Here is a 17,654-nt window from a genome sequence, read left to right as displayed (position 1 = left end):
ATGTCGGGATTCTTCATCAACCGGCCGATCTTCGCCTGGGTGATCGCCATCGTGATCATGCTGGGCGGCCTCTTGGCGCTGCAGTCGCTGCCGATCTCGCAATACCCGCAGATCGCTCCCACCACCGTCAACATCAGCGCCACCTACCCCGGCGCCGACGCCCAGACCGTCGAGAACTCGGTGACCAAGGTCATCGAACAGGGCATGACCGGTATCGACAATCTCGACTATATGACGGCGACGTCGACCTCGACCGGACAGGCCTCGATCACGCTGACCTTCACCAGCGGCGCCAACGCGGACACCGCCCAGGTGCAGACGCAGAACAAGCTGCAGCTGGTGCAGTCGCAGCTGCCTCAGGTCGTCCAGAACAACGGCATCACCGTCTCCAAATCCTCGACCGGCTTCCTGATGGTCATCGGCTTCGTCTCCAGCGACGGCAAGATGAACTCGACCGACCTCGCGGACTATGTCGACTCAACCGTCAACGACACGCTGAAGCGTGTCGAAGGCGTCGGCTCGACGCAGCTTTTCGGCTCCGGCTATGCCATGCGCATCTGGCTCAACCCGGACAAACTAGCGCAATACGCGCTGATGCCGAGCGATGTCGCCACGGCCGTCGAGGCGCAGAACACGCAGGTCTCGGCCGGCCAGCTCGGCGGGCTCCCGGCGCGCAAGGGCCAACAGCTCAACGCCACGGTGACGGCGAAGAGCCGGCTGCAGACCGCCGAGCAGTTCCGCAACATCATCCTGAAGAGCAATACCGACGGCTCGCTGGTGCGGCTGAACGATGTTGCCAAGGTCGAGATCGGCGCCGAAAGCTACACCACCCAAGCCCATTACAACGGCAAGCCGGCCGCCGGCGTCGCCATCAGCCTGGCGACCGGCGCGAACGCGATCAGCACGGCGGAAGCTGTACGCACGACGATCAATCGCCTGAGCTCGACCTTCCCGCAAGGCGTCGAGGTCGTCTACCCGTATGACACTTCACCCTTCGTGCGGCTTTCGATCGAGGAAGTGGTGAAGACGCTCGCCGAAGCGATCGTGCTGGTGTTCCTGGTGATGTTGCTTTTCCTGCAGAACCTGCGCGCCACCATCATTCCGACGATCGCCGTGCCGGTGGTGCTGCTCGGCACATTCGGCGTGCTCTCCTTCTTCGGCTATTCGATCAACACGCTCACCATGTTCGCCATGGTTTTGGCCATCGGCCTGCTCGTCGACGACGCCATCGTCGTGGTCGAGAATGTCGAGCGCGTCATGCACGAGGAAGGCCTGCCGCCGAAGGAGGCTACGCGCAAATCGATGAACGAGATCACCGGCGCGCTGATCGGCATCGCCACCGTGCTGTCGGCCGTGTTCGTGCCGATGGCCTTCTTCGGCGGATCCACCGGCATCATCTACCGGCAGTTCTCGGTCACCATCGTCTCGGCGATGGTGCTCTCGGTGCTGGTGGCACTGGTGCTGACGCCGGCGCTCTGCGCCACCATCCTGCGCCCGGCCAAGGACCATGCGACGCAAAGGGGTCCGTTCGGCTGGTTCAACCGCATGTTCGATCGCAGCACCATCGCCTACCGCGACGGCTCGCACGGCATCATCAACCGTTCCTGGCGCTTCCTTGCCGTGTTCCTCGCCATCGTCGTTGCCATGGGCTGGATGTTCGCCCGTCTGCCGAGCTCGTTCCTGCCGGATGAGGATCAGGGCATCCTGATCACCAGCGCTTCACTGCCGGCCGGCGCGACGCAGGACCGCACCCAGCGCGTGCTGGCTCAGGTGACCGACCACTATCTCAACGAGGAGAAGGACGCGGTCGAAGGCGTGTTCACGGCTTCCGGCTTCGGCTTCGGCGGCTCCGGGCAGAATGTCGGCATCGCCTTCGTGCGGATGAAGGATTTCGACCAGCGCAAGACCAAGGCTCTTTCCGTGTCTGCGGTCGCCGGCCGCGCCATGGCCGCCTTCTCCAAGATCAGGGATGCCCAAGTCTTCGCCCTCGCCCCACCGGCAATCCAGGGTTTCGGCAACACCAACGGCTTCGATTTCTACCTCCAGGATGTCAATGGCGCCGGCCATGAGGCGTTGATCCAGACGCGCAACCAGCTGCTCGGCTTGGCCGGGAAGAGCACGCTGCTCGCCAACACACGCCCCAACGGCCAGGAGGACCAGCCGCAATTTTCGGTCGATATCGACCAGGAAAAAGCCAGCGCGCTGGGCATCAGCCTCGCCGACATCAACAACACGCTGTCGAGCGCCTGGGGCAGCGACTACGTCAACGACTTTATCGATCGGGGACGGGTCAAGCCGGTCTATCTGCAGTCGGACGCGGATTTCCGTATGCAACCGGAAGATCTCGACAAATGGCAGGTCCGCAACTCCAGCGGCGCCATGGTGCCGTTCTCGGCCTTCGCCTCCAGCCACTGGACCTACGGATCGCCCCGCCTCGAACGCTACAACGGCTCGGCGGCGGTCGAGATCCAGGGCGCCGCGGGCGCCGGCCAAAGCTCAGGCGCGGCGATGGACGAGATCGACAGGCTGGTCGCGCAACTGCCCGCCGGATATTCGCATGAATGGACCGGCCTGTCGCATCAGGAGAAGCTTTCCGGCAACCAGGCGATGTCGCTCTACGCGATTTCGGCGCTGGTCGTGTTCCTGTGCCTTGCCGCGCTTTACGAAAGCTGGTCGATCCCCTTCGCGGTGATGCTGTCAGTGCCGATCGGCATCTTCGGTGCGCTGGCGGCGGCCACCCTCTTTGGCCAGACCAACGACGTCTATTTCAAGGTCGGCCTGCTCACCACGATCGGCCTTGCCTCGAAGAACGCCATCCTCATCGTCGAGTTCGCCATTGATCGGCAGGCGGCAGGCATGGGCCTGGTCGAAGCAACGCTCGAAGCGGCGCGACAGCGCCTGAGGCCCATCCTGATGACGTCGCTGGCCTTCATCCTCGGCGTCACACCTCTGGCGATCGCCAGCGGCGCGGGCTCGGGCGCGCAGAACTCGGTCGGCATCGGCGTGATGGGCGGCATGATCGCGGCGACCGTGATCGGCGTCTTCCTGGTGCCGCTTCTCTTCGTCAGGGTGCGCCGCATCTTCAAGGGCAAGGCGACCAAGCAGGATACGGACGGGACCCCAGCCACAGCCACTCAAGAATAGAGGTTTCTTTCCATGCCAGGTTTTGAACGCGGTCTCGCGACCGCGAAGGGGCTTCTTTTGCCCGCGTTTGCCGCTGCCCTGCTCTCGGGATGCGTTGTCGGTCCGGATTACCAGAAGTCTCTTCTGGCAATGCCAGCGAGTTGGAGCGGGCAGAAGGCGGTGAAGCCGGCTAAGCCGGTGCAGCTGTCGCAATGGTGGCAGCGCCTGCGCGATCCCGAATTGAACGCGCTCGTGGAGGAAGCGGTCGCCGGCAATCTCGATGTCGCGACCGCCAAGGCCAAAATCCGCGAGGCGCGGGCAAGCTACCGCCAGTCGGGGGGCAAGTTGCTACCATCCGCCGAGGGTTCGGCCTCGGCCACCCGCAATAGGACCGCAGCAACCAGCTCGGCCACGGCGACCAGCACAACCTATGACCAGTACCAGGCAGGCTTCGATGCCAGCTGGGAACTCGACCTCTTCGGCGCCAACCGCCGCAGCGTCGAGGCCGCCAGCTACGGCTTGGACGCTTCCGAGGAAAGCCTGCGCTCGACCCTACTGACCTTGATCGGCGATGTCGCCTCCAACTATATCCAGGCGCGCGGCTATCAGACCCGCATCGCGCTGGCCCGGCGCTCGGCTGCGTCACAAAGGCAGACCGCCGAGCTTACCCGCACGATGGCCCTGGCCGGCACCGCGACGGCGGCAGATGTCGCCAAGGCCATGGGACAGGCAAGCAGCACGGAAGCGGAGATTCCGACGCTGGAAGCAAGCTACGCCGAAGCCGTGCACCGGCTTTCGGTGCTGACTGGCCGGCCGCCGGCGGCCCTTACCGAGCGGCTGAAGCGCACCAAGCCGATCCCAGCGCCCCGCCTGCCGATCCCGACCGGCATCCCGGCCGACATCCTGCTCACCCGTCCGGACGTGCGCATGGCTGAGCGGCAGTATGCGCAGTCCACCGCCAAGATCGGCCAGGCCGAGGCGGCGCGCTATCCGAGCGTCAGCCTGACCGGCGACATCAGCACCACATCCCTCAAGCTCGGCGATCTCGGCAAGAACTCCACCATCGGCTGGTCGTTCGGTCCGGCGCTCAGCGTGCCGCTGTTTAACGGCGGCCAGTTGCGGGCGGCCGTCGACGTCGCCAAAGCCCAGCGCGACCAGTACTTCATCGCATACAAGGCCGCCGTGCTGACCGCGCTGGAAGACGTGGAGAACTCAACGGTTTCACTATCGCAGGAGCGCATCAGAAACGGCAGGCTCGCCTCTTCCGCGAAATCCTATGGCGAAGCCGCGCGGCTGGAAAGGACGCTCTACAAGGCGGGCGAGACGAGCCTTCTCGATGTGCTGGATGCCGAGCGATCGGCCTACTCAGCCGATGACACTCTGCTCCAAAGCCGAGTGTCGATCGCCACCGACTATATAGCATTGAACAAGGCGCTCGGCGGCGGCTGGGACGGCGGCGTCGACAGCACGATACCAGAGATCATCGATGTCACGACTGGGCCACGCTTCGCGTCAAGAGCCGTGGCGCAGTGAACAAGATGCACGGTCAATCAGAGGAGAGAGAAATGACCGACGACGCCTCGAAAGATGCAATTTTGGAACTCATGGCAGACGTGATTTCCGCATATGTTTCGAACAACGTTGTTCCGGCGAAAACGGTCGGTACGAATAGCTGGATCGGAGGGTATCGCGGACCAGAAGCTTCGCCGCGTCGCGAAATGGCGAGCGCCTGCCTTAATCGGGCTGCGGCAGATATCGTCCAAGTCGCAGGCCTACCGAGTATGGTATCAGGATCACTTGCACGTCGTGGCGCCACCGTGGATTGTCTAGCGCGACCTCCAATCAGATGTCGGCTTATAGGCAACTGCAGTCAACATCGTTGCGGCCGAGATGAGGCGCAAAGCTGCCGTTCGCGTCCTGAGGAGCCTGTCGCATTCGGCTCAAAAAGGAGAATGGCAATTAGAGTCGGAGAAGGAAGCTAATCGCTCAAATATTCGTGCGGGAAAGCAAACAATCCATTATTCGCTTGATCTATCGGTCAATCTGCACAAATAGCAGGTCCATCCACCAATCAATCAAGAGGGAAAACACCAACACCATGTCCGATGAGCCTCACGATAATGCCGATCTTGTGTCACTCGCAGCTGATATCGTTTCCGCCTATGTGTCGAACAATTCGGTGCCGGTGGCAGAACTGCCAAAGCTGATCGGCGACACCCATGCGGCCCTTCGTGGGCTTGGCATGGCTGCAGCAGAACCTTTGGCCAAACAGGAGCCGGCTGTCTCGATCAGGAGATCTGTGACGCCCGACTTCATCATCTGCCTGGAAGACGGCAAGAAGTTCAAATCGTTGAAGCGGCATCTCAGAACACATTATAATCTGAGCCCAGAAGAATATCGGCAGAAGTGGAACCTGCCAGCCGATTATCCGATGGTCGCGCCGAACTATGCCGCCACCCGCTCTGCCTTGGCGAAGGCGTCTGGACTTGGGCGTCCGCGCGCAAAGCAGCCGGCTCTGGCGGCGAAACCAACGCGGGCGCCCCGCGCCGCCGCGGCTGCAACGGCTGCAGCGACGGCAACATCTCCGGTTAAGAAAACGCGCAAAGTTGCCGCCAAGGCCTAGAAGGGTCCCGCAGTTTACTGTTCAGCGCTGGGGCGGACGTGAGCAGAGAGAGGCCCCCTTCCGGCGGACGGGGCTTCTCTGTATTGGGCCGACCTCACTCGGCTGCGCGGGCGAGACCGGATGAGCGAAAACTCGCCCTCAGCTTCGGTCTACCAGGCCTCGCGTAGATCGGAGCGGGGAGGCTTGGATCATCGAGCTTGACGGAGTGGTAGTCGCGGCCTTCGCGCGACGTCTTCTTGCATGCCGCACCGAACTCGGTGGCGCTGGCGAGGATGCGGTAGTACGGACCCTTGTCATTGTCGCCCTCGGCAGCCCCCTCGGCGACAGTGCTTCAGGGGCTTGGCGGAAGGTCGGGGGCCGCAGTCGCCGGGAACCATGGGCTCAAGCGACGTGGGTGAGAACCACGGTTTGCGCCGTCTCTGGATTCAAGGCACGATCTCCGAGTGCCGAAGTCAAAAATAACGCGCGAGAGCGGTATTCCTGATTCCCCTAAAGCTGTGCAATAAGGCGAGCGTTCCAATCAACGCAAGAGGGGATGGCATACATGGCAGTAAACACCAATGACCTGGCGGAGCGTCTTGCTACGGGGCACGGCCTGTCGAAGGCGCAGGCTAAGACTGTAGTTGAGGATGTGCTGAAAGGAATTACCGAAGCTGCCGCCAAGGACGAGGAAGTGTCTCTGAACGGCTTCGGCAAATTCAAGGTGCAGAACAAGCCGGCGCGCGAGGGACGCAACCCGTCGACCGGGGCCACAATCAAGATCGCCGCATCGAAAAAGCTGGTGTTTCAGCCCGCCAAGGCCCTCAAGGATACTGTGAACAACGGCTGACGTTCCTGCAAGACAAAGGGCTGTCGGCGATAGCCTCACGTAATCAGTCCAGTCTTTCGTCAACGGCGACAAGTCAAAGTGGGCGTGCCTCGATATTGCAGGTATCGTGCTTTCGAGGTCTCGGCAGCGCTCATCAGCGCGGCCGAAAAATTTAGTCGATCGGATCGAGGAGGTGCCGTTGCCGTCAAACCGGCTTCGGCTTTGCCTCATTCGGCAGCGATGTGGAGTGATCCTGCTTTCGTCAGCCATACCACCGCCATCAGACGGGTCGAAGTCCGCTTCTCGCGAAGGCGCAACCAGTTCCCTCTCTTCGGTTACCGGCTCGACGGCTCCGTCAATCGTGCCGGTGCCGGACCTGCCGGACGACAGCCTCGTTTACCTCCTGGGCAGCCGCTATTGCGAGACGACCGCCTCAGCCAAATTGCTTGGGATATTTTCGGCGCCGTTGCTCCGGGATGGGGCCGCGTGCAGGCGATCTGCGACTTCGTCCACAATCACATCCGATTCGACTATATGCAGGCCCGCTCGACGCGAACGGCCTTCGAGGCCTCACGAGCGTGTCGGCGTCTGTCGCGATTTCGCGCACCTTGCCGTCACGTTCTGCCGCTGTCTCAATATCCCCGCCCGCTACGTGAACGGCCATCTAGGCGACATCGGCGTCCCGGTCGTCGATCCGATGGATTTCAGCGCCTGGATCGAGGTCTTCCTCGATGGCCAGTGGCATACCTTCGATCCGCGCAACAACACGCGGCGGATTGGCAGGATCGTTGTTGCGCGTAGCCGCGACGCGGCAGACATCCCGTTGATCAATTCGTTCGGTCCGCATGTCCTGAAGGGGTTCGGTCTGGACTTATGAAGTGCCGGGACCGACCGGGTGACAGGTATTCTCGGACGAGCGGTTATGTAGCGTGAAAGAGCGGAACCCTTCCTGCCCAGCGCTGCGACCGCCTTGGACGGCGTGCAGCGCTCTACCTTACCGGGCGTCGCGTAGCGCACGGAAACGACCGGGCCACGTGCCGATCTTTCATTTGGCAGTCCAAGCCGTCTCTATTATTGTGCAGTGCAGCAACGATATTGCTGCAAGTGCGTTGCCTACGATCCCGTGCAATTCCGGGCGCCAAACAGGGACAGCCATATTGCGAAAAATCTCCGATACAATCGCGCGCCTGAGCGCGTTGCGCGCGCAACGCCCCACTCATGTCCCAGGCCCTAGAGGACAAGACCGTCTCCAGGCTTTGACCGACTTCGGTTCCAATCCGGGAGCGTTGAAAGGCAGATTCCACCTTCCGCTCGACTTGCCGACGAATGCGCCACTCGTTGTCGTCCTCCACGGCTGCACTCAGGATCCCGCCACATACGACCATCATTCCGGATGGTCAGAGCTTGCCGACGAGGCCGGCTTTGCCCTGCTTTTTCCCGAGCAGCAACGTGCCAACAATCCGAACCTTTGCTTCAACTGGTTCGAGCCTGCCGACACCCAGCGCGGTACGGGCGAGGCGCTTTCGATACGCCAGATGATCGAGGCGATGGTCCTCGCCAAGGGGATCGATCGAAAGCGCATCTTCGTCACCGGCCTCTCGGCCGGCGGCGCGATGGCGGCGGCCATGCTGGCGACCTACCCGGAAGTGTTTGCAGGTGGCGCCATCATTGCCGGCATACCCTACGGCAGCGCGACGACGATCCCGCAGGCGTTCGAGCGCATGCGCGGCCGTGGCGGTCCGTCGGGAAAGGAACTGCAACGGATCCTTCGTCATGCTTCTGACCATAGGGTACCGTGGCCGAGGATTTCGATCTGGCAGGGCACGGCCGACCAAACAGTCGCGCCATCCAACGCGGACGCCGTCGCGGCACAATGGCTGGGCGTTCATGGATTCGACAAGAAGATGCCGACGCATTCTGAAACGGCCGGCAGGCTTGCGAAGCGGGTCTGGCGGAATGTCGGGGGTGAGGCAATGATTGAGATCAACATGATTGCCGGAATGGGACACGGTACGCCGATCCGCGATGGCCTGGGCAGTCCAGGCCCTTTCATGCTCGATGTCGGCATCTCGTCCACGCGCGAGATCGCGCGTTTCTGGGATATCGATGCGACGCAGACGAATGGTTCGATGCGATCGAATCTTAATATGGAGGCCGAAAGGCCGTCCTCCCGCTCGTCGTCGCCGACCGCGGAACAGGCGCTGGCAAAATTTCCCATTCCGTCAGCCCGCAACATATCCGCGCCTCGACCCGAGTCGGACCCGCATGGCATACAGGCAGTCATCGAAGATGCCCTACGAGCGGCGGGTTTGATGCGTTAGCATGATAGCGCGATCCTAAACGGCCGTGGTTTCTTGAAGCCACTGCACCATCAATGGTTCTAATGCCGGCCGAACGTTGGACTTCAGTCGCAAAACTGTTAGTTGCGAGTCCGCTCATATGGATGCAGGATCAATGCACCCCACCTTCAAGCGGTGGGTGGCCCGACCCGCGACATCCTGTGTCACCTACATTAAGCGGGCCGGGCCGCAGAGGTTCCTGGGGGTGGCCGATGCGTTCTCAGCCTAACAGTGTTCTCGGACCCGACGACATGGCGATGCTCGAAAGAGTGCTCCAGAAGCTCCTCCCAGAAAGTGCAAACACCGCCGAAAGGGAATGGCTGGGTAGCCTGTTGATCGCGGCCTTCCAGAACGGGACGACAGACGAGGCGGCGCTGGTCGCCACGATGGATAGGAAAGCCAAACCGTAACCTGCGTCTCCCTGCCGGGCGCGTCTCAAATGGCGCAGCTTGAGGAATTTCGCTTCGCGTACCAGCGAATTCCAATCTGTGCCGATCAACTTGATCAGGCCCCGCGCCTCCCGCTCGCCTGAGGGTCGAAACGGGCTCCCAGGGGGAGCGCCCCAGCGCGGCGGTGAGCCTCGTGCCGGAGGCACACGCCGCGACACTTAACCGGGACACTGTAGGAATGTTCCCTTCCGCCCGATGCGACCGAAGTCGGATGGTCTGACGCTTTGGTCCGTGCGGCGAAACCAAATGCTTGCTACAGCATTGCATGGAGCCGGTGAGGAAATGCGTCACCTTCCTCGTCGGCAGCAGCTAGATCAATGCCCGCCATCCCGTTGCCTGGGATGACGGGCATCGTCTTGACTAGGGCAGTCTTTGTGCCCTGTCGAACGTTAGCATCTGCTTGACGAACCTACTGGCCGCGTCGGAGTTGTATCGACATGGCAAAGGGCATCAACATCGGCGACGAGGTCGCGATCACGGCGAAAGTGCGCCGTCGCGTAACGGAGGACCGGGTCAGCGTGTCAATCCCATCCTACGGCCAGCCTCATTCGATCGTTGATCGGATCTTGAAGGTTAAGCAGGGCCAGGAGATCGAGCTCCGAGGCGATGTCACCCGCGTAGACGAAGGCAAAGTGACCATCAACTTAGGCGTTCCTGTCACGGTGAATGCCGATACGGTCAGAGTGGTGACCCCTTACAAAACACCGACAAGGAAGACGCCGCTGGTGGACAAGCCGACGTGACGAAGCTGTCCGATCTCGGGCCGCCAATCATGGGCCGCCGCCACAGCAAGGAATACGTCAACGAACGCGAGCATTTCCACAAGTGCCCGGTCTGCGGACAGGCGGTCGACTGGCGCGATCTGCGACAAGTGGCATGAACAGCCGGGCCACGAACCGCTAGAGACAGACGCATAGAAGCGTCGTGCTCGCCTGTCTCATTTCCGCACAAGAATGCTGGCACCGGCCTTGCATCAAAGAAATGGCCGGTTCCTCTACCGGACTCCTGATGGGGATCAGGATGAGTGCGCCGGGCTTGAGGATTTGGGGTTCCTCGCCCGGCGATCTCTTTCAGCAGTCGCTAAACACTGGGCGAAAACGCCGGCCTATGGACACGATCTTCGATGATATCGCCACTGCCCCCCAGAGAGCCCCGCGTAGACGTTTTGGGCCAAGGTCGGCGTTGCCCTGCATGCTGCCGGCAAGTTCTTTGTCGGGCATTTTTCATCGGCATCGGTTTCGCGATCGGTCACGCCTTCGCGGGCTGACCCAAAACAACAATTGCCATCGCCCGCCGCGACGCTATGGTTAACGCCGTTTTGGCTACCAGTCCCGGACCACCTAGGCCCGGCGGCGCGTCACCACCTTCCCCCGAAGCAATATCGCTGCCGGGCCGTTCTACAGCCTCCAGGAGCGTGAAGCCGGCAGGGTTTAGCCGAGCCATAGCCCTGGCTATCTAAGTTGCCCGCCATTCGAGAGTGCAGAACGAAAAGAGACCAAGAGCGTAACGGAGGAACAAGCCCGGAGCCTGATCAGGCTGGTCGGCCTTAACTGGGCGCCATTGCTGCGTGAAGCTCGCTTTATCAAGCAACGACATTGTCGGCTGGAACATTCCCGGCCGGCTGCACTGGGCTTAGCGCAGTTCCCCTCTCCTGCAGAGACGGTCTAGCCGGGCCTGTCGAACTGCTGATCCCGACGAGAGAGCTCGCTTGCAGGTAGTGTGTCATTGAAATTTGAGCGGCTGCTATCCGCCCCCGACAGACCGTCGCGCCACGCATCGAACTCCTCTATGCTTAGCGTAAAGCGTGGGAGAGCCCCAATGGCCTACACTGTTATCTGGTATGGGCGAAAAGGCATCATCGACAAGGTGACCTTCGACGCCGAAAAGACGGCCAGGGATCATGCAATTTCAATGTTCCAGACCCGAAAGGGTGATGACGGGGTCATATCCGTTGAAGTCCGCAAGGATAACGGTGCCGTCGTCTTTAGTCATGCGGAAAACTAGAATTGCCCACCGAGTGGGCGCCGTCGCGCCGAAGCTGGCAAGCGCGGGTCCTTACAAAAAGCGCTTAGCCTAACGCTGCATGCCGTTGATTCCTATGAAACCGACCGGCGACCACATCACCGACGCACTGAACCGGGCTGAAAAGCTCCGAGTCGAAACGAGAATCCGCGCGCTTCAGCAATCCTGCAATTGCTAAAATTGGAACTAGATCACGCGTTCGTGAGTTCTGCGAGAGGCGGTCGTTCCGAGAGCGCCTTAGTGGCAACCAAAAAGCCTGCATAGCCTCATTAGCTGCGACGGGATTTCTTCCGTTGGAACCAAACTCCGACCATCGCGTTGCTAGCTACCGGGGACTTTTCCTTTTGGCCGAAAACATGCAAGAGCTTGGCGAGCGCGCGCGCGCACAGAAGGAATTCAGGGTGCACTTTCTCACGCGAGAAACGGGCATCACCGAAGCCCAAGCCCGCGACCTCATCGACATGATCGGCAATGAGCCTAATTCGCTCATTCGCGAGGCCCGCCTCCTAAAGAAGCCATAGCCGGCGTCCAACCTTAACAATCTTTCCGTATCAAGCGAGGGAGGCGCACGGATGCTTGGAAGCGATTATCATGCTTTCGCGCCGGAAGTCGGGCAGCGGTCGCCGTTCGAACGCCCACCGCTCCCACGGTTTATTGTTCATCAGCCCCCCTGTTCATCCTAGCCGCCAAGTCATTTGAACATCTTCGTCAGTCAATGTTCAACCTAAAAGTGCACCTATGAATTATTCTGCTACCAGAGGGCCTCGAGAGGCGCGTCGTCTGTCGAGAGGCAGACAACAACTAAGGTCATACCCATGTGCAACGACTACGAGCAGCATATCGCTTGGGCTGAGTACTGCCGAATGATGGAGGCGCTGGCTTTAAATATCCCGACCCATCAGACCGAGCTCGATCTGCCGCAAGCTGACGACATCCGCATCAATGACCCGGCTCCCATCATGCGCGCTGCCGACGATGCAATCGAGCTAGCCTCGATGACCTTCGGCTTCCCGCCGTCCGGTCCCAAAGGCGGGCCGGTGTTCAATTTTCGGTCTGAGGGGCGACAGTTCGCAAACAGCAGGCGCTGTCTTGTGCCGGCATCGGCCTTCTTCGAGTTCACCGGAACGAAGTACCCGAAGGCGAAGCACCGCTTTACGCTCAAGGAGGCCCCGTTCATGGCGATCGCGGGGCTTTGGCGCGAAGCGGCCGGCAACAAACTGCCGAGCTTTACGATGCTGACGACTGATCCTAGTCCGGAGTGCGCCCTATCACAACCGTCAGGTCGTGGTCCTTGAGCCAGAGAACTGGCTCGCCTGGCTCAACCTAACAAAGCCGGAAGGTGAGCTGCTGCGGTCGCTTCCAACGGGGTCGCTTGGGGTAGATACGGTGAGGCAGGAGAGACCGTAACCTGTTCGGGCACGGTCAGCGATCGTGTATCAGGCGGCATATCCACAGCCGATCTGCACAAGCTTCTGCCCGCGGACAACAGCAACGCGGCCGCCAGCCGCCCCTGCTCTTGACCCACGACATGGTTGGCCTGAGATTGCAGGCAACAAGATCACTTTCGTGGGACCACGCTATGCTGAACTTGGAAGACCTCTACCGGATCTTGAGGACCGGGCACGTGCAAGCGCAGGGGATTGTGGATACTGTCCCTGTTCCTCTGCTGGTCCTGGACAGCGCGCTTTGCATCCAGAGCGCCAACCGTGCCTTCTTCCGAACCTTCAAAGTCGAGCGCTATGAAACCATAGGCAAGCACATCTACGATCTGGGAGATGGTCAGTGGGATATTCCCGAACTGCGTCTCCTGCTCACCGACGTGATCCCGAAAACCAGGGCGATTGTTGATTACAAGGTGGAGCACGATTTCCCCGGCGTCGGGTCGCGGACTATGCTGGTCACCGCCCACACCGTGTTCAGCCCCGACGATGTCAGCACCACTATGTTGCTGTCGTTCGTCGACGCCACGGAGAGCACTCACAGAGAGGCCGAGTTTGAAGTTCGCTTCGGCGAGCTTCGGCACCGAATGAAGAATTTGCTTGGTCTGGTACGGGCGCTCGCTAACCAGACCAAGGCTGAAGGCGTCTCGGGGAAGGAGTATCGCGATGCCTTTCTAGGCAGGTTGACCGCCATTATCGACGCCAATGAGCAGGGGTTCATAGGCGGTGGTGATGGCAACCTTGAGAAGCTGGTGGTGCGAACGCTGGAACCGTTTGCAGCAAGCCCCGACGCCATAATGGTCGATCCCGGACCGCCAGTTCATTTGGACCCCAAGCAACTGATGTCCCTTGGGCTTGCCTTGCATGAGCTGGCGACAAACGCTCTCAAATATGGGGCCCTGTCGAAGGCGAGCGGACAGGTCCACGTGCGCTGTCGTCGAGGAAGCGGGTGGCCGGCTGCTGCGGCTCACCTGGTCGGAAAGCGGTGGCCCCGGCGTGAGCCCGCCCGTCTCCACGGGCTACGGAAGTCAACTCATCCAGTTCGCTGTCGCATACGATCTGGGAGGCAAGGTGGAACCAACCTATGCGAGGACGGGTTTCAAGGTGGAGATGGCCATTCCGCTCACGGGGACAAGGCAACAAAGATTGAAGGCCGGTGGAAAAGACGGTCCTGATCGTGGAAGATGAATACCCGATCGCGATGGACCTCAAATTTATGCTTGAGCGTCGTGGGTGGCGCGTTATTGGCCCGGTTGCCACCGTCGCAGAAGCATCCAGCCTCTTGGAAGTTGAATTGCCGTCCGTTGCACTGCTCGACGTAAATCTGGGCAGCGATCTGGTCACCCGCTGGCTGAAGAGTTGAGCAGCCTCAATGTCCCGTTCGCGCTGGCGAGCGCCTACGACAGGCCAGAGCTTGTCGGCGGGGCAGTTCTGGGGGATGCGCCTAATGTCGGAAAGCCAACCGCAGAGGCGCGTCTCTTAATCGTGTTGGCGAAATTGCTGGAACACTGACAGGCGAGGCGCCCCGGGTCCCTAGCCTTGGCGGGATCTGGAGAGAGTGCATTGGCTGCTGCCTAGATCGGTGTGTGCGCCTGCGAAGCCAATGTACGCGACAGGAGCGAGCGTTATGCAATGACAGGGAAGATCACGGTTATTGTGGTGCCCGCGGCGGAGCTCTCTTGCTGGAGGTTACCGCCCACCTGCCGGGCGAGCGCCTGGATCAATTTCTGTCCCGACCCGCCAGGCCGGGGATTCTGAATGCCACGACCGTTGTCGGCAACGGTCAGGCGTGCCTCGCCGTAGCCTACCCCGGACTCAAGCTTGACAACGATACGCCCGCCCCCCGCCCCGAACGCATGCTTGACTGAGTTCATCGCGGCTTCATTCAAGATAAGACCGAGCGGCACCGCGCGTTCAATCGAGAGCTCGACCTCGTCGGCCGCGATCTCGATCGTTGCAATTTCCACCTGCGTCTGCAGCGAAGCGCAGAGCGCCCGCAGGTAACCGGCGACATCCACCGTTCGGAGGTCCTGCCCCGGTGCCAGTTGGTCATGAGCAAGCGAAATGGCATTAACTCGGTTAGCGACGTGTTCCAGGGCCCGGTGCACTTCCGGCCTTTCAAGGCGGCGCTTCTGGATGGCTATCGAGGCCAGGATCAGCTGAAAGTTGTTCTTTACGCGGTGCTGCATCTCCCGCAGCAGCACCTCGCGTTGTTGCGCCTGGACTAGAGCCGTGGTGGACTCCAGGTTGCTTCGGTCCACCTCTGGCCGCCGCATTGCTGAAGCAATGAGGGCAGCAGCAGCCGTCATGAAGTCGACGGTATCTTCGCTGAAGTCGCGTGTCACCGAGGAATCCACCTCCAGCACGCCCCAGGCCGCACCCTTGATGAGGATCGGCACATTCGCCAGCGATGTGATGCCATGCTCTTTCAGCACATCGGAAAAGACGTATTCTCCACGCTGCTCAGCGGCCGCGCCATCGACAATCACTAAAGGCTCGGCTGTCTGATAAGTTCGGCCGGGCGGCGATCGCAGATCCGCCGAAAAAACAGCGTTCCGCACAGTCCCTTCCTTCCACCCGAAGCCGGCCTCCATGAACAGGTCCGCGGTGCGCGGGCGGTAGCGAAGGATCTTTGCGTGGTTTATCTCAACAGCCCGGGCTACCTGCACACAGGCCTGATCGAGGAAGCGGCCGAGCGGAGTTTGCTCGCCCGCTACGCGGCCAAGGTCCACGAGAATGCGGACATGTCGGCGCAACTTGGCTAGCTCGGTGGTGGGGTCCAATGATGAGATCCTCTCGAGCGGGGTTGAAATCCAACGCATGAGCCTGCGAATTGCTCCGATCTCGCACCTTGGCAAGCAAAGAGACGCGGATGAGTTAGGAGCGCTCCGCGTATGCGATCAGAACAACGAGTTGCTGCCTGGCCGAGTTCGCGAGGTTCCTCGTGAAGTCAGCCTTCGCCTGCTTTGGGCGAGATCAGAGCCTTGTATGACCGACATGCTGAAGGGTTTCGGCTGCCGTCAGGCCTACGAAAGCCTCTCATGCAAGAACCCGCGGGGCAGCAGGCGGCGAGCTATGAGGTTTTGTGTCTCGGGTGTGCCAGCGTCTGTCGCGACGTCCGCATGAGGCGCTGGGTGGCTGGTCAGGCGTGGGGCCTCTGGGCCAGGTCGGAGAGCTTCTTGCAGTGATGCCCGACAGGCTTCACGTGCCTGACGACGGGCGCCAAAGCGATGCGCATAGCGCGCTGATCGCAACGGTCGCGGCTGGCAGGGTGATTGTGCCCCTGCCCGACCGTTAGGGAGCGCTTGTGCTGCTTGAGACCGAACGCATCAGGTTCGATCTCGATATGAACTTTCGGGGTGAACTGGTCAGGGGGCGCGGGCGGTGGCTAGCGCCTATGACAAGCCGGAGCGGTCGGTGGCAACGTGCTGGCGGGCGCACCCGACCCCGGCAAACCGGCGCGAGCGGCACCTGCTGGAGAGCTGATGGGAGCTGATGCGCTGCAGAGGCAATGAGCGCAGGCGCCATTCGGAAAGTGGGCTGATTTCGCTATTACGGCGGTCGCGATCCATCAAGAGTTGGTCGCAGTCGGCCAAGTGAGCTCAAAACAGAAATCGCAGATCAGGTCCGCAACTTTTACCGCTTCAAAATCGGTCATGTGTGCCGCTGTCTCAACCGCGGCCGTGACCAAGTCGTCCTGATCAACGGCCAGGAGGTCCAAAATGCGTGCAAACTTGAGCTTCAGCTCCAGGTCGCCCGCGAACTCGTCGAGGGTCACGTTGAGGATGCTCTCGTTCGCTTCGATCAGCCGCGTTTGAATGCCATCCGACGACGCGGCCAGTGCCCTTACGGCTGCGAAGAAATGCCCTCGCGCGTTTGAATATTTTTCCACCATCGGTCACCGCCGGTCGTGATTGAGGATTGGGTTCGTCGCCGTCCCCGTCGGATGTTCCACTATGCTCGGCCAGAGAGCCTTCTTGCCAGCCGCGTGCTTCCCTGCGGTCAGGCTGCAACGCGCCGCTTTGCCGATGCACGTTTAGCCTTTGGCAAACCGGCGGGGGCGGCAGCTTCTTTGGCCAGCCGAGCCAGTCTGAGCCGCTGCGTCTTTGACTCGCGATCTGCGGTTTCTTTGTCCATGATCTCTCGTGCGGCTTGTGTGGTCGCGTCGCCCTTGCTCTCCCTAGCTGTCGGCTTCGGCTTGAACACGGCTTCCGCAATTGCATTGCGCATCATAAGTTCCTTAAACGAAAAAAGGCCGGGCGGGCCCGACCTTTCCAAAACGCCTCGACGGCCAGTGCCAGTACATCCGTGGTCAAGGGCCAGAAGCGGTATCCTTTAGGCGGCCCGAAGATTCTCGGCCGCGCTCTTGCCATTGCGGCGGTCCTGCACCACATCGAAGCTCAGCTTCTGACCTTCTACGATTGTGCCCATACCGGCACGCTCAACAGCCGTGATATGGACAAACACGTCCGCGCCGCCCGTTTCAGGAGCAATAAAGCCGAAGCCCTTGGTCGAATTGAAGAACTTTACGGTTCCAGTGTTCATAGCGATTTCCTTTCAAATCGGCATAGAAATTCGCGTCTGGCGACACGCCAAACGTCATATTAGTCGAGATTTGAGAGGAAGATCGTCGGGCGCCGGAGCGCAGAAACAAGTTCAACAGCAAACATCGATTGCAGATATATAGGCTTGATTTACCGCCAACGCAAGCCTCTTATCTCATTCTGGACATTCCCGACTTTGGTTTTCTGCCGCCAAACCCGGAGCTGACCTAATCTGCTATGCGCTCCTCATGAAGGATCACATCCAGCATGTCGCCCGATAGCGGCTGCCGCTCTTCGTCGATCTGGA

At 60.8% G+C, this 17,654-nt stretch carries 16 protein-coding genes and 3 pseudogenes; 14 read left to right on the top strand and 5 right to left on the bottom strand.

Translation table 11 applies throughout. The annotated features are described in order from the left end of the window. The 3 genes from CK215_RS27990 to CK215_RS27980 all read left to right on the top strand — a co-directional run bounded on the left by CK215_RS27990 (nucleotide 1) and on the right by CK215_RS27980 (nucleotide 5,746). Nucleotides 1–3,144 carry an efflux RND transporter permease subunit gene (locus CK215_RS27990; RefSeq protein WP_095832858.1) on the top strand — a complete coding sequence of 1,048 codons (3,144 nt, stop codon included), beginning with the start codon at nucleotides 1–3 and terminating at the stop codon, nucleotides 3,142–3,144. Nucleotides 3,145–3,156: 12 nt separating this feature from the next. Next, nucleotides 3,157–4,656, top strand: coding sequence for an efflux transporter outer membrane subunit (locus CK215_RS27985; protein ID WP_095832857.1), 1,500 nt, complete (start codon nucleotides 3,157–3,159; stop codon nucleotides 4,654–4,656). Between the two features lie 565 nt (nucleotides 4,657–5,221). After that, nucleotides 5,222–5,746, top strand: a complete 525-nt coding sequence (locus CK215_RS27980) for a MucR family transcriptional regulator (RefSeq protein ID WP_095832856.1) — start codon at nucleotides 5,222–5,224, stop codon at nucleotides 5,744–5,746. A 160-nt stretch (nucleotides 5,747–5,906) separates the two neighbouring features. Here CK215_RS27980 and CK215_RS32100 read toward each other — a convergent pair. Then, nucleotides 5,907–6,053, bottom strand: a pseudogene (locus CK215_RS32100) (DUF736 family protein); the annotation flags it as partial. 237 nt (nucleotides 6,054–6,290) lie between these two features. Here CK215_RS32100 and CK215_RS27970 point away from each other — a divergent pair. The 11 genes and pseudogenes from CK215_RS27970 to CK215_RS32440 all read left to right on the top strand — a co-directional run bounded on the left by CK215_RS27970 (nucleotide 6,291) and on the right by CK215_RS32440 (nucleotide 14,166). Next, nucleotides 6,291–6,575, top strand: coding sequence for an HU family DNA-binding protein (locus CK215_RS27970; protein WP_095832869.1), 285 nt, complete (start codon nucleotides 6,291–6,293; stop codon nucleotides 6,573–6,575). 340 nt (nucleotides 6,576–6,915) lie between these two features. Then, nucleotides 6,916–7,453: pseudogene (locus tag CK215_RS27965) on the top strand (transglutaminase family protein); the annotation flags it as partial. 258 nt (nucleotides 7,454–7,711) lie between these two features. Continuing rightward, on the top strand, nucleotides 7,712–8,875 hold the full coding sequence (locus CK215_RS27960) for a PHB depolymerase family esterase (RefSeq protein WP_095832855.1): 1,164 nt from the start codon (nucleotides 7,712–7,714) through the stop codon (nucleotides 8,873–8,875). A 269-nt stretch (nucleotides 8,876–9,144) separates the two neighbouring features. After that, nucleotides 9,145–9,303 (top strand): hypothetical protein, encoded by a 159-nt coding sequence (locus CK215_RS31495; protein ID WP_170950423.1) that lies wholly within the window; start codon nucleotides 9,145–9,147, stop codon nucleotides 9,301–9,303. A 476-nt stretch (nucleotides 9,304–9,779) separates the two neighbouring features. Continuing rightward, a complete protein-coding gene (locus CK215_RS27950; RefSeq protein ID WP_095832854.1) occupies nucleotides 9,780–10,085 on the top strand; it encodes a hypothetical protein in 306 nt (101 codons plus the stop codon). Beyond that, nucleotides 10,082–10,222 (top strand): hypothetical protein, encoded by a 141-nt coding sequence (locus CK215_RS31490; RefSeq protein ID WP_170950422.1) that lies wholly within the window; start codon nucleotides 10,082–10,084, stop codon nucleotides 10,220–10,222. The genes CK215_RS27950 and CK215_RS31490 overlap by 4 nt, the downstream gene beginning before the upstream one ends. A gap of 938 nt (nucleotides 10,223–11,160) precedes the next feature. Beyond that, nucleotides 11,161–11,346: a hypothetical protein gene (locus CK215_RS27940; protein ID WP_095800355.1), complete on the top strand. Its 186-nt coding sequence runs from the start codon at nucleotides 11,161–11,163 to the stop codon at nucleotides 11,344–11,346. Between the two features lie 362 nt (nucleotides 11,347–11,708). Continuing rightward, nucleotides 11,709–11,885, top strand: a complete 177-nt coding sequence (locus CK215_RS31485) for a hypothetical protein (protein ID WP_170950421.1) — start codon at nucleotides 11,709–11,711, stop codon at nucleotides 11,883–11,885. Nucleotides 11,886–12,179: 294 nt separating this feature from the next. After that, nucleotides 12,180–12,771: pseudogene (locus tag CK215_RS27935) on the top strand (SOS response-associated peptidase family protein). A 172-nt stretch (nucleotides 12,772–12,943) separates the two neighbouring features. Next, entirely contained in the window at nucleotides 12,944–13,978 is a 1,035-nt protein-coding gene (locus tag CK215_RS27930) for an HWE histidine kinase domain-containing protein (protein WP_245418852.1), read from the top strand. Continuing rightward, the gene (locus CK215_RS32440) at nucleotides 13,960–14,166 is read left to right on the top strand and encodes a hypothetical protein (RefSeq protein ID WP_348628618.1); all 207 of its coding nucleotides are present in this window, start codon (nucleotides 13,960–13,962) and stop codon (nucleotides 14,164–14,166) included. The genes CK215_RS27930 and CK215_RS32440 overlap by 19 nt, the downstream gene beginning before the upstream one ends. Nucleotides 14,167–14,428: 262 nt before the next feature. On the opposite strand, the gene CK215_RS27920 is transcribed toward CK215_RS32440, so the two are convergent. The 4 genes from CK215_RS27920 to CK215_RS27905 form a co-directional block, all read right to left on the bottom strand. Further along, entirely contained in the window at nucleotides 14,429–15,586 is a 1,158-nt protein-coding gene (locus CK215_RS27920) for a histidine kinase dimerization/phosphoacceptor domain -containing protein (protein WP_245418851.1), read from the bottom strand. Nucleotides 15,587–16,374: 788 nt separating this feature from the next. Next, entirely contained in the window at nucleotides 16,375–16,698 is a 324-nt protein-coding gene (locus CK215_RS27915; protein WP_095832852.1) for a hypothetical protein, read from the bottom strand. A 107-nt stretch (nucleotides 16,699–16,805) separates the two neighbouring features. Then, nucleotides 16,806–17,036 (bottom strand): hypothetical protein, encoded by a 231-nt coding sequence (locus CK215_RS27910; RefSeq protein WP_245418850.1) that lies wholly within the window; start codon nucleotides 17,034–17,036, stop codon nucleotides 16,806–16,808. Between the two features lie 102 nt (nucleotides 17,037–17,138). Then, entirely contained in the window at nucleotides 17,139–17,348 is a 210-nt protein-coding gene (locus tag CK215_RS27905; protein ID WP_095832851.1) for a cold-shock protein, read from the bottom strand. Between the last annotated feature and the right edge of the window lie 306 nt (nucleotides 17,349–17,654).

Origin of the sequence: Mesorhizobium sp. WSM3864 (assembly GCF_002294955.1) — a bacterium.
GTDB lineage: Bacteria > Pseudomonadota > Alphaproteobacteria > Rhizobiales > Rhizobiaceae > Mesorhizobium.
This window is presented reverse-complemented; position numbering and strand designations above follow the sequence as displayed.

Bases quoted from the DNA above. Each gene is read 5' to 3' on its own strand.
- CK215_RS27910 (WP_245418850.1), bottom strand. From the start codon at position 17,036: ATGATGCGCAATGCAATTGCGGAAGCCGTGTTCAAGCCGAAGCCGACA.
- CK215_RS27930 (WP_245418852.1), top strand. From the start codon at position 12,944: ATGCTGAACTTGGAAGACCTCTACCGGATCTTGAGGACCGGGCACGTG.
- CK215_RS27985 (WP_095832857.1), top strand. From the start codon at position 3,157: ATGCCAGGTTTTGAACGCGGTCTCGCGACCGCGAAGGGGCTTCTTTTG.
- CK215_RS27905 (WP_095832851.1), bottom strand. From the start codon at position 17,348: ATGAACACTGGAACCGTAAAGTTCTTCAATTCGACCAAGGGCTTCGGC.
- CK215_RS27940 (WP_095800355.1), top strand. From the start codon at position 11,161: ATGGCCTACACTGTTATCTGGTATGGGCGAAAAGGCATCATCGACAAG.
- CK215_RS27950 (WP_095832854.1), top strand. From the start codon at position 9,780: ATGGCAAAGGGCATCAACATCGGCGACGAGGTCGCGATCACGGCGAAA.
- CK215_RS27990 (WP_095832858.1), top strand. From the start codon at position 1: ATGTCGGGATTCTTCATCAACCGGCCGATCTTCGCCTGGGTGATCGCC.
- CK215_RS27970 (WP_095832869.1), top strand. From the start codon at position 6,291: ATGGCAGTAAACACCAATGACCTGGCGGAGCGTCTTGCTACGGGGCAC.
- CK215_RS31495 (WP_170950423.1), top strand. From the start codon at position 9,145: ATGGCGATGCTCGAAAGAGTGCTCCAGAAGCTCCTCCCAGAAAGTGCA.
- CK215_RS27980 (WP_095832856.1), top strand. From the start codon at position 5,222: ATGTCCGATGAGCCTCACGATAATGCCGATCTTGTGTCACTCGCAGCT.
- CK215_RS27915 (WP_095832852.1), bottom strand. From the start codon at position 16,698: ATGGTGGAAAAATATTCAAACGCGCGAGGGCATTTCTTCGCAGCCGTA.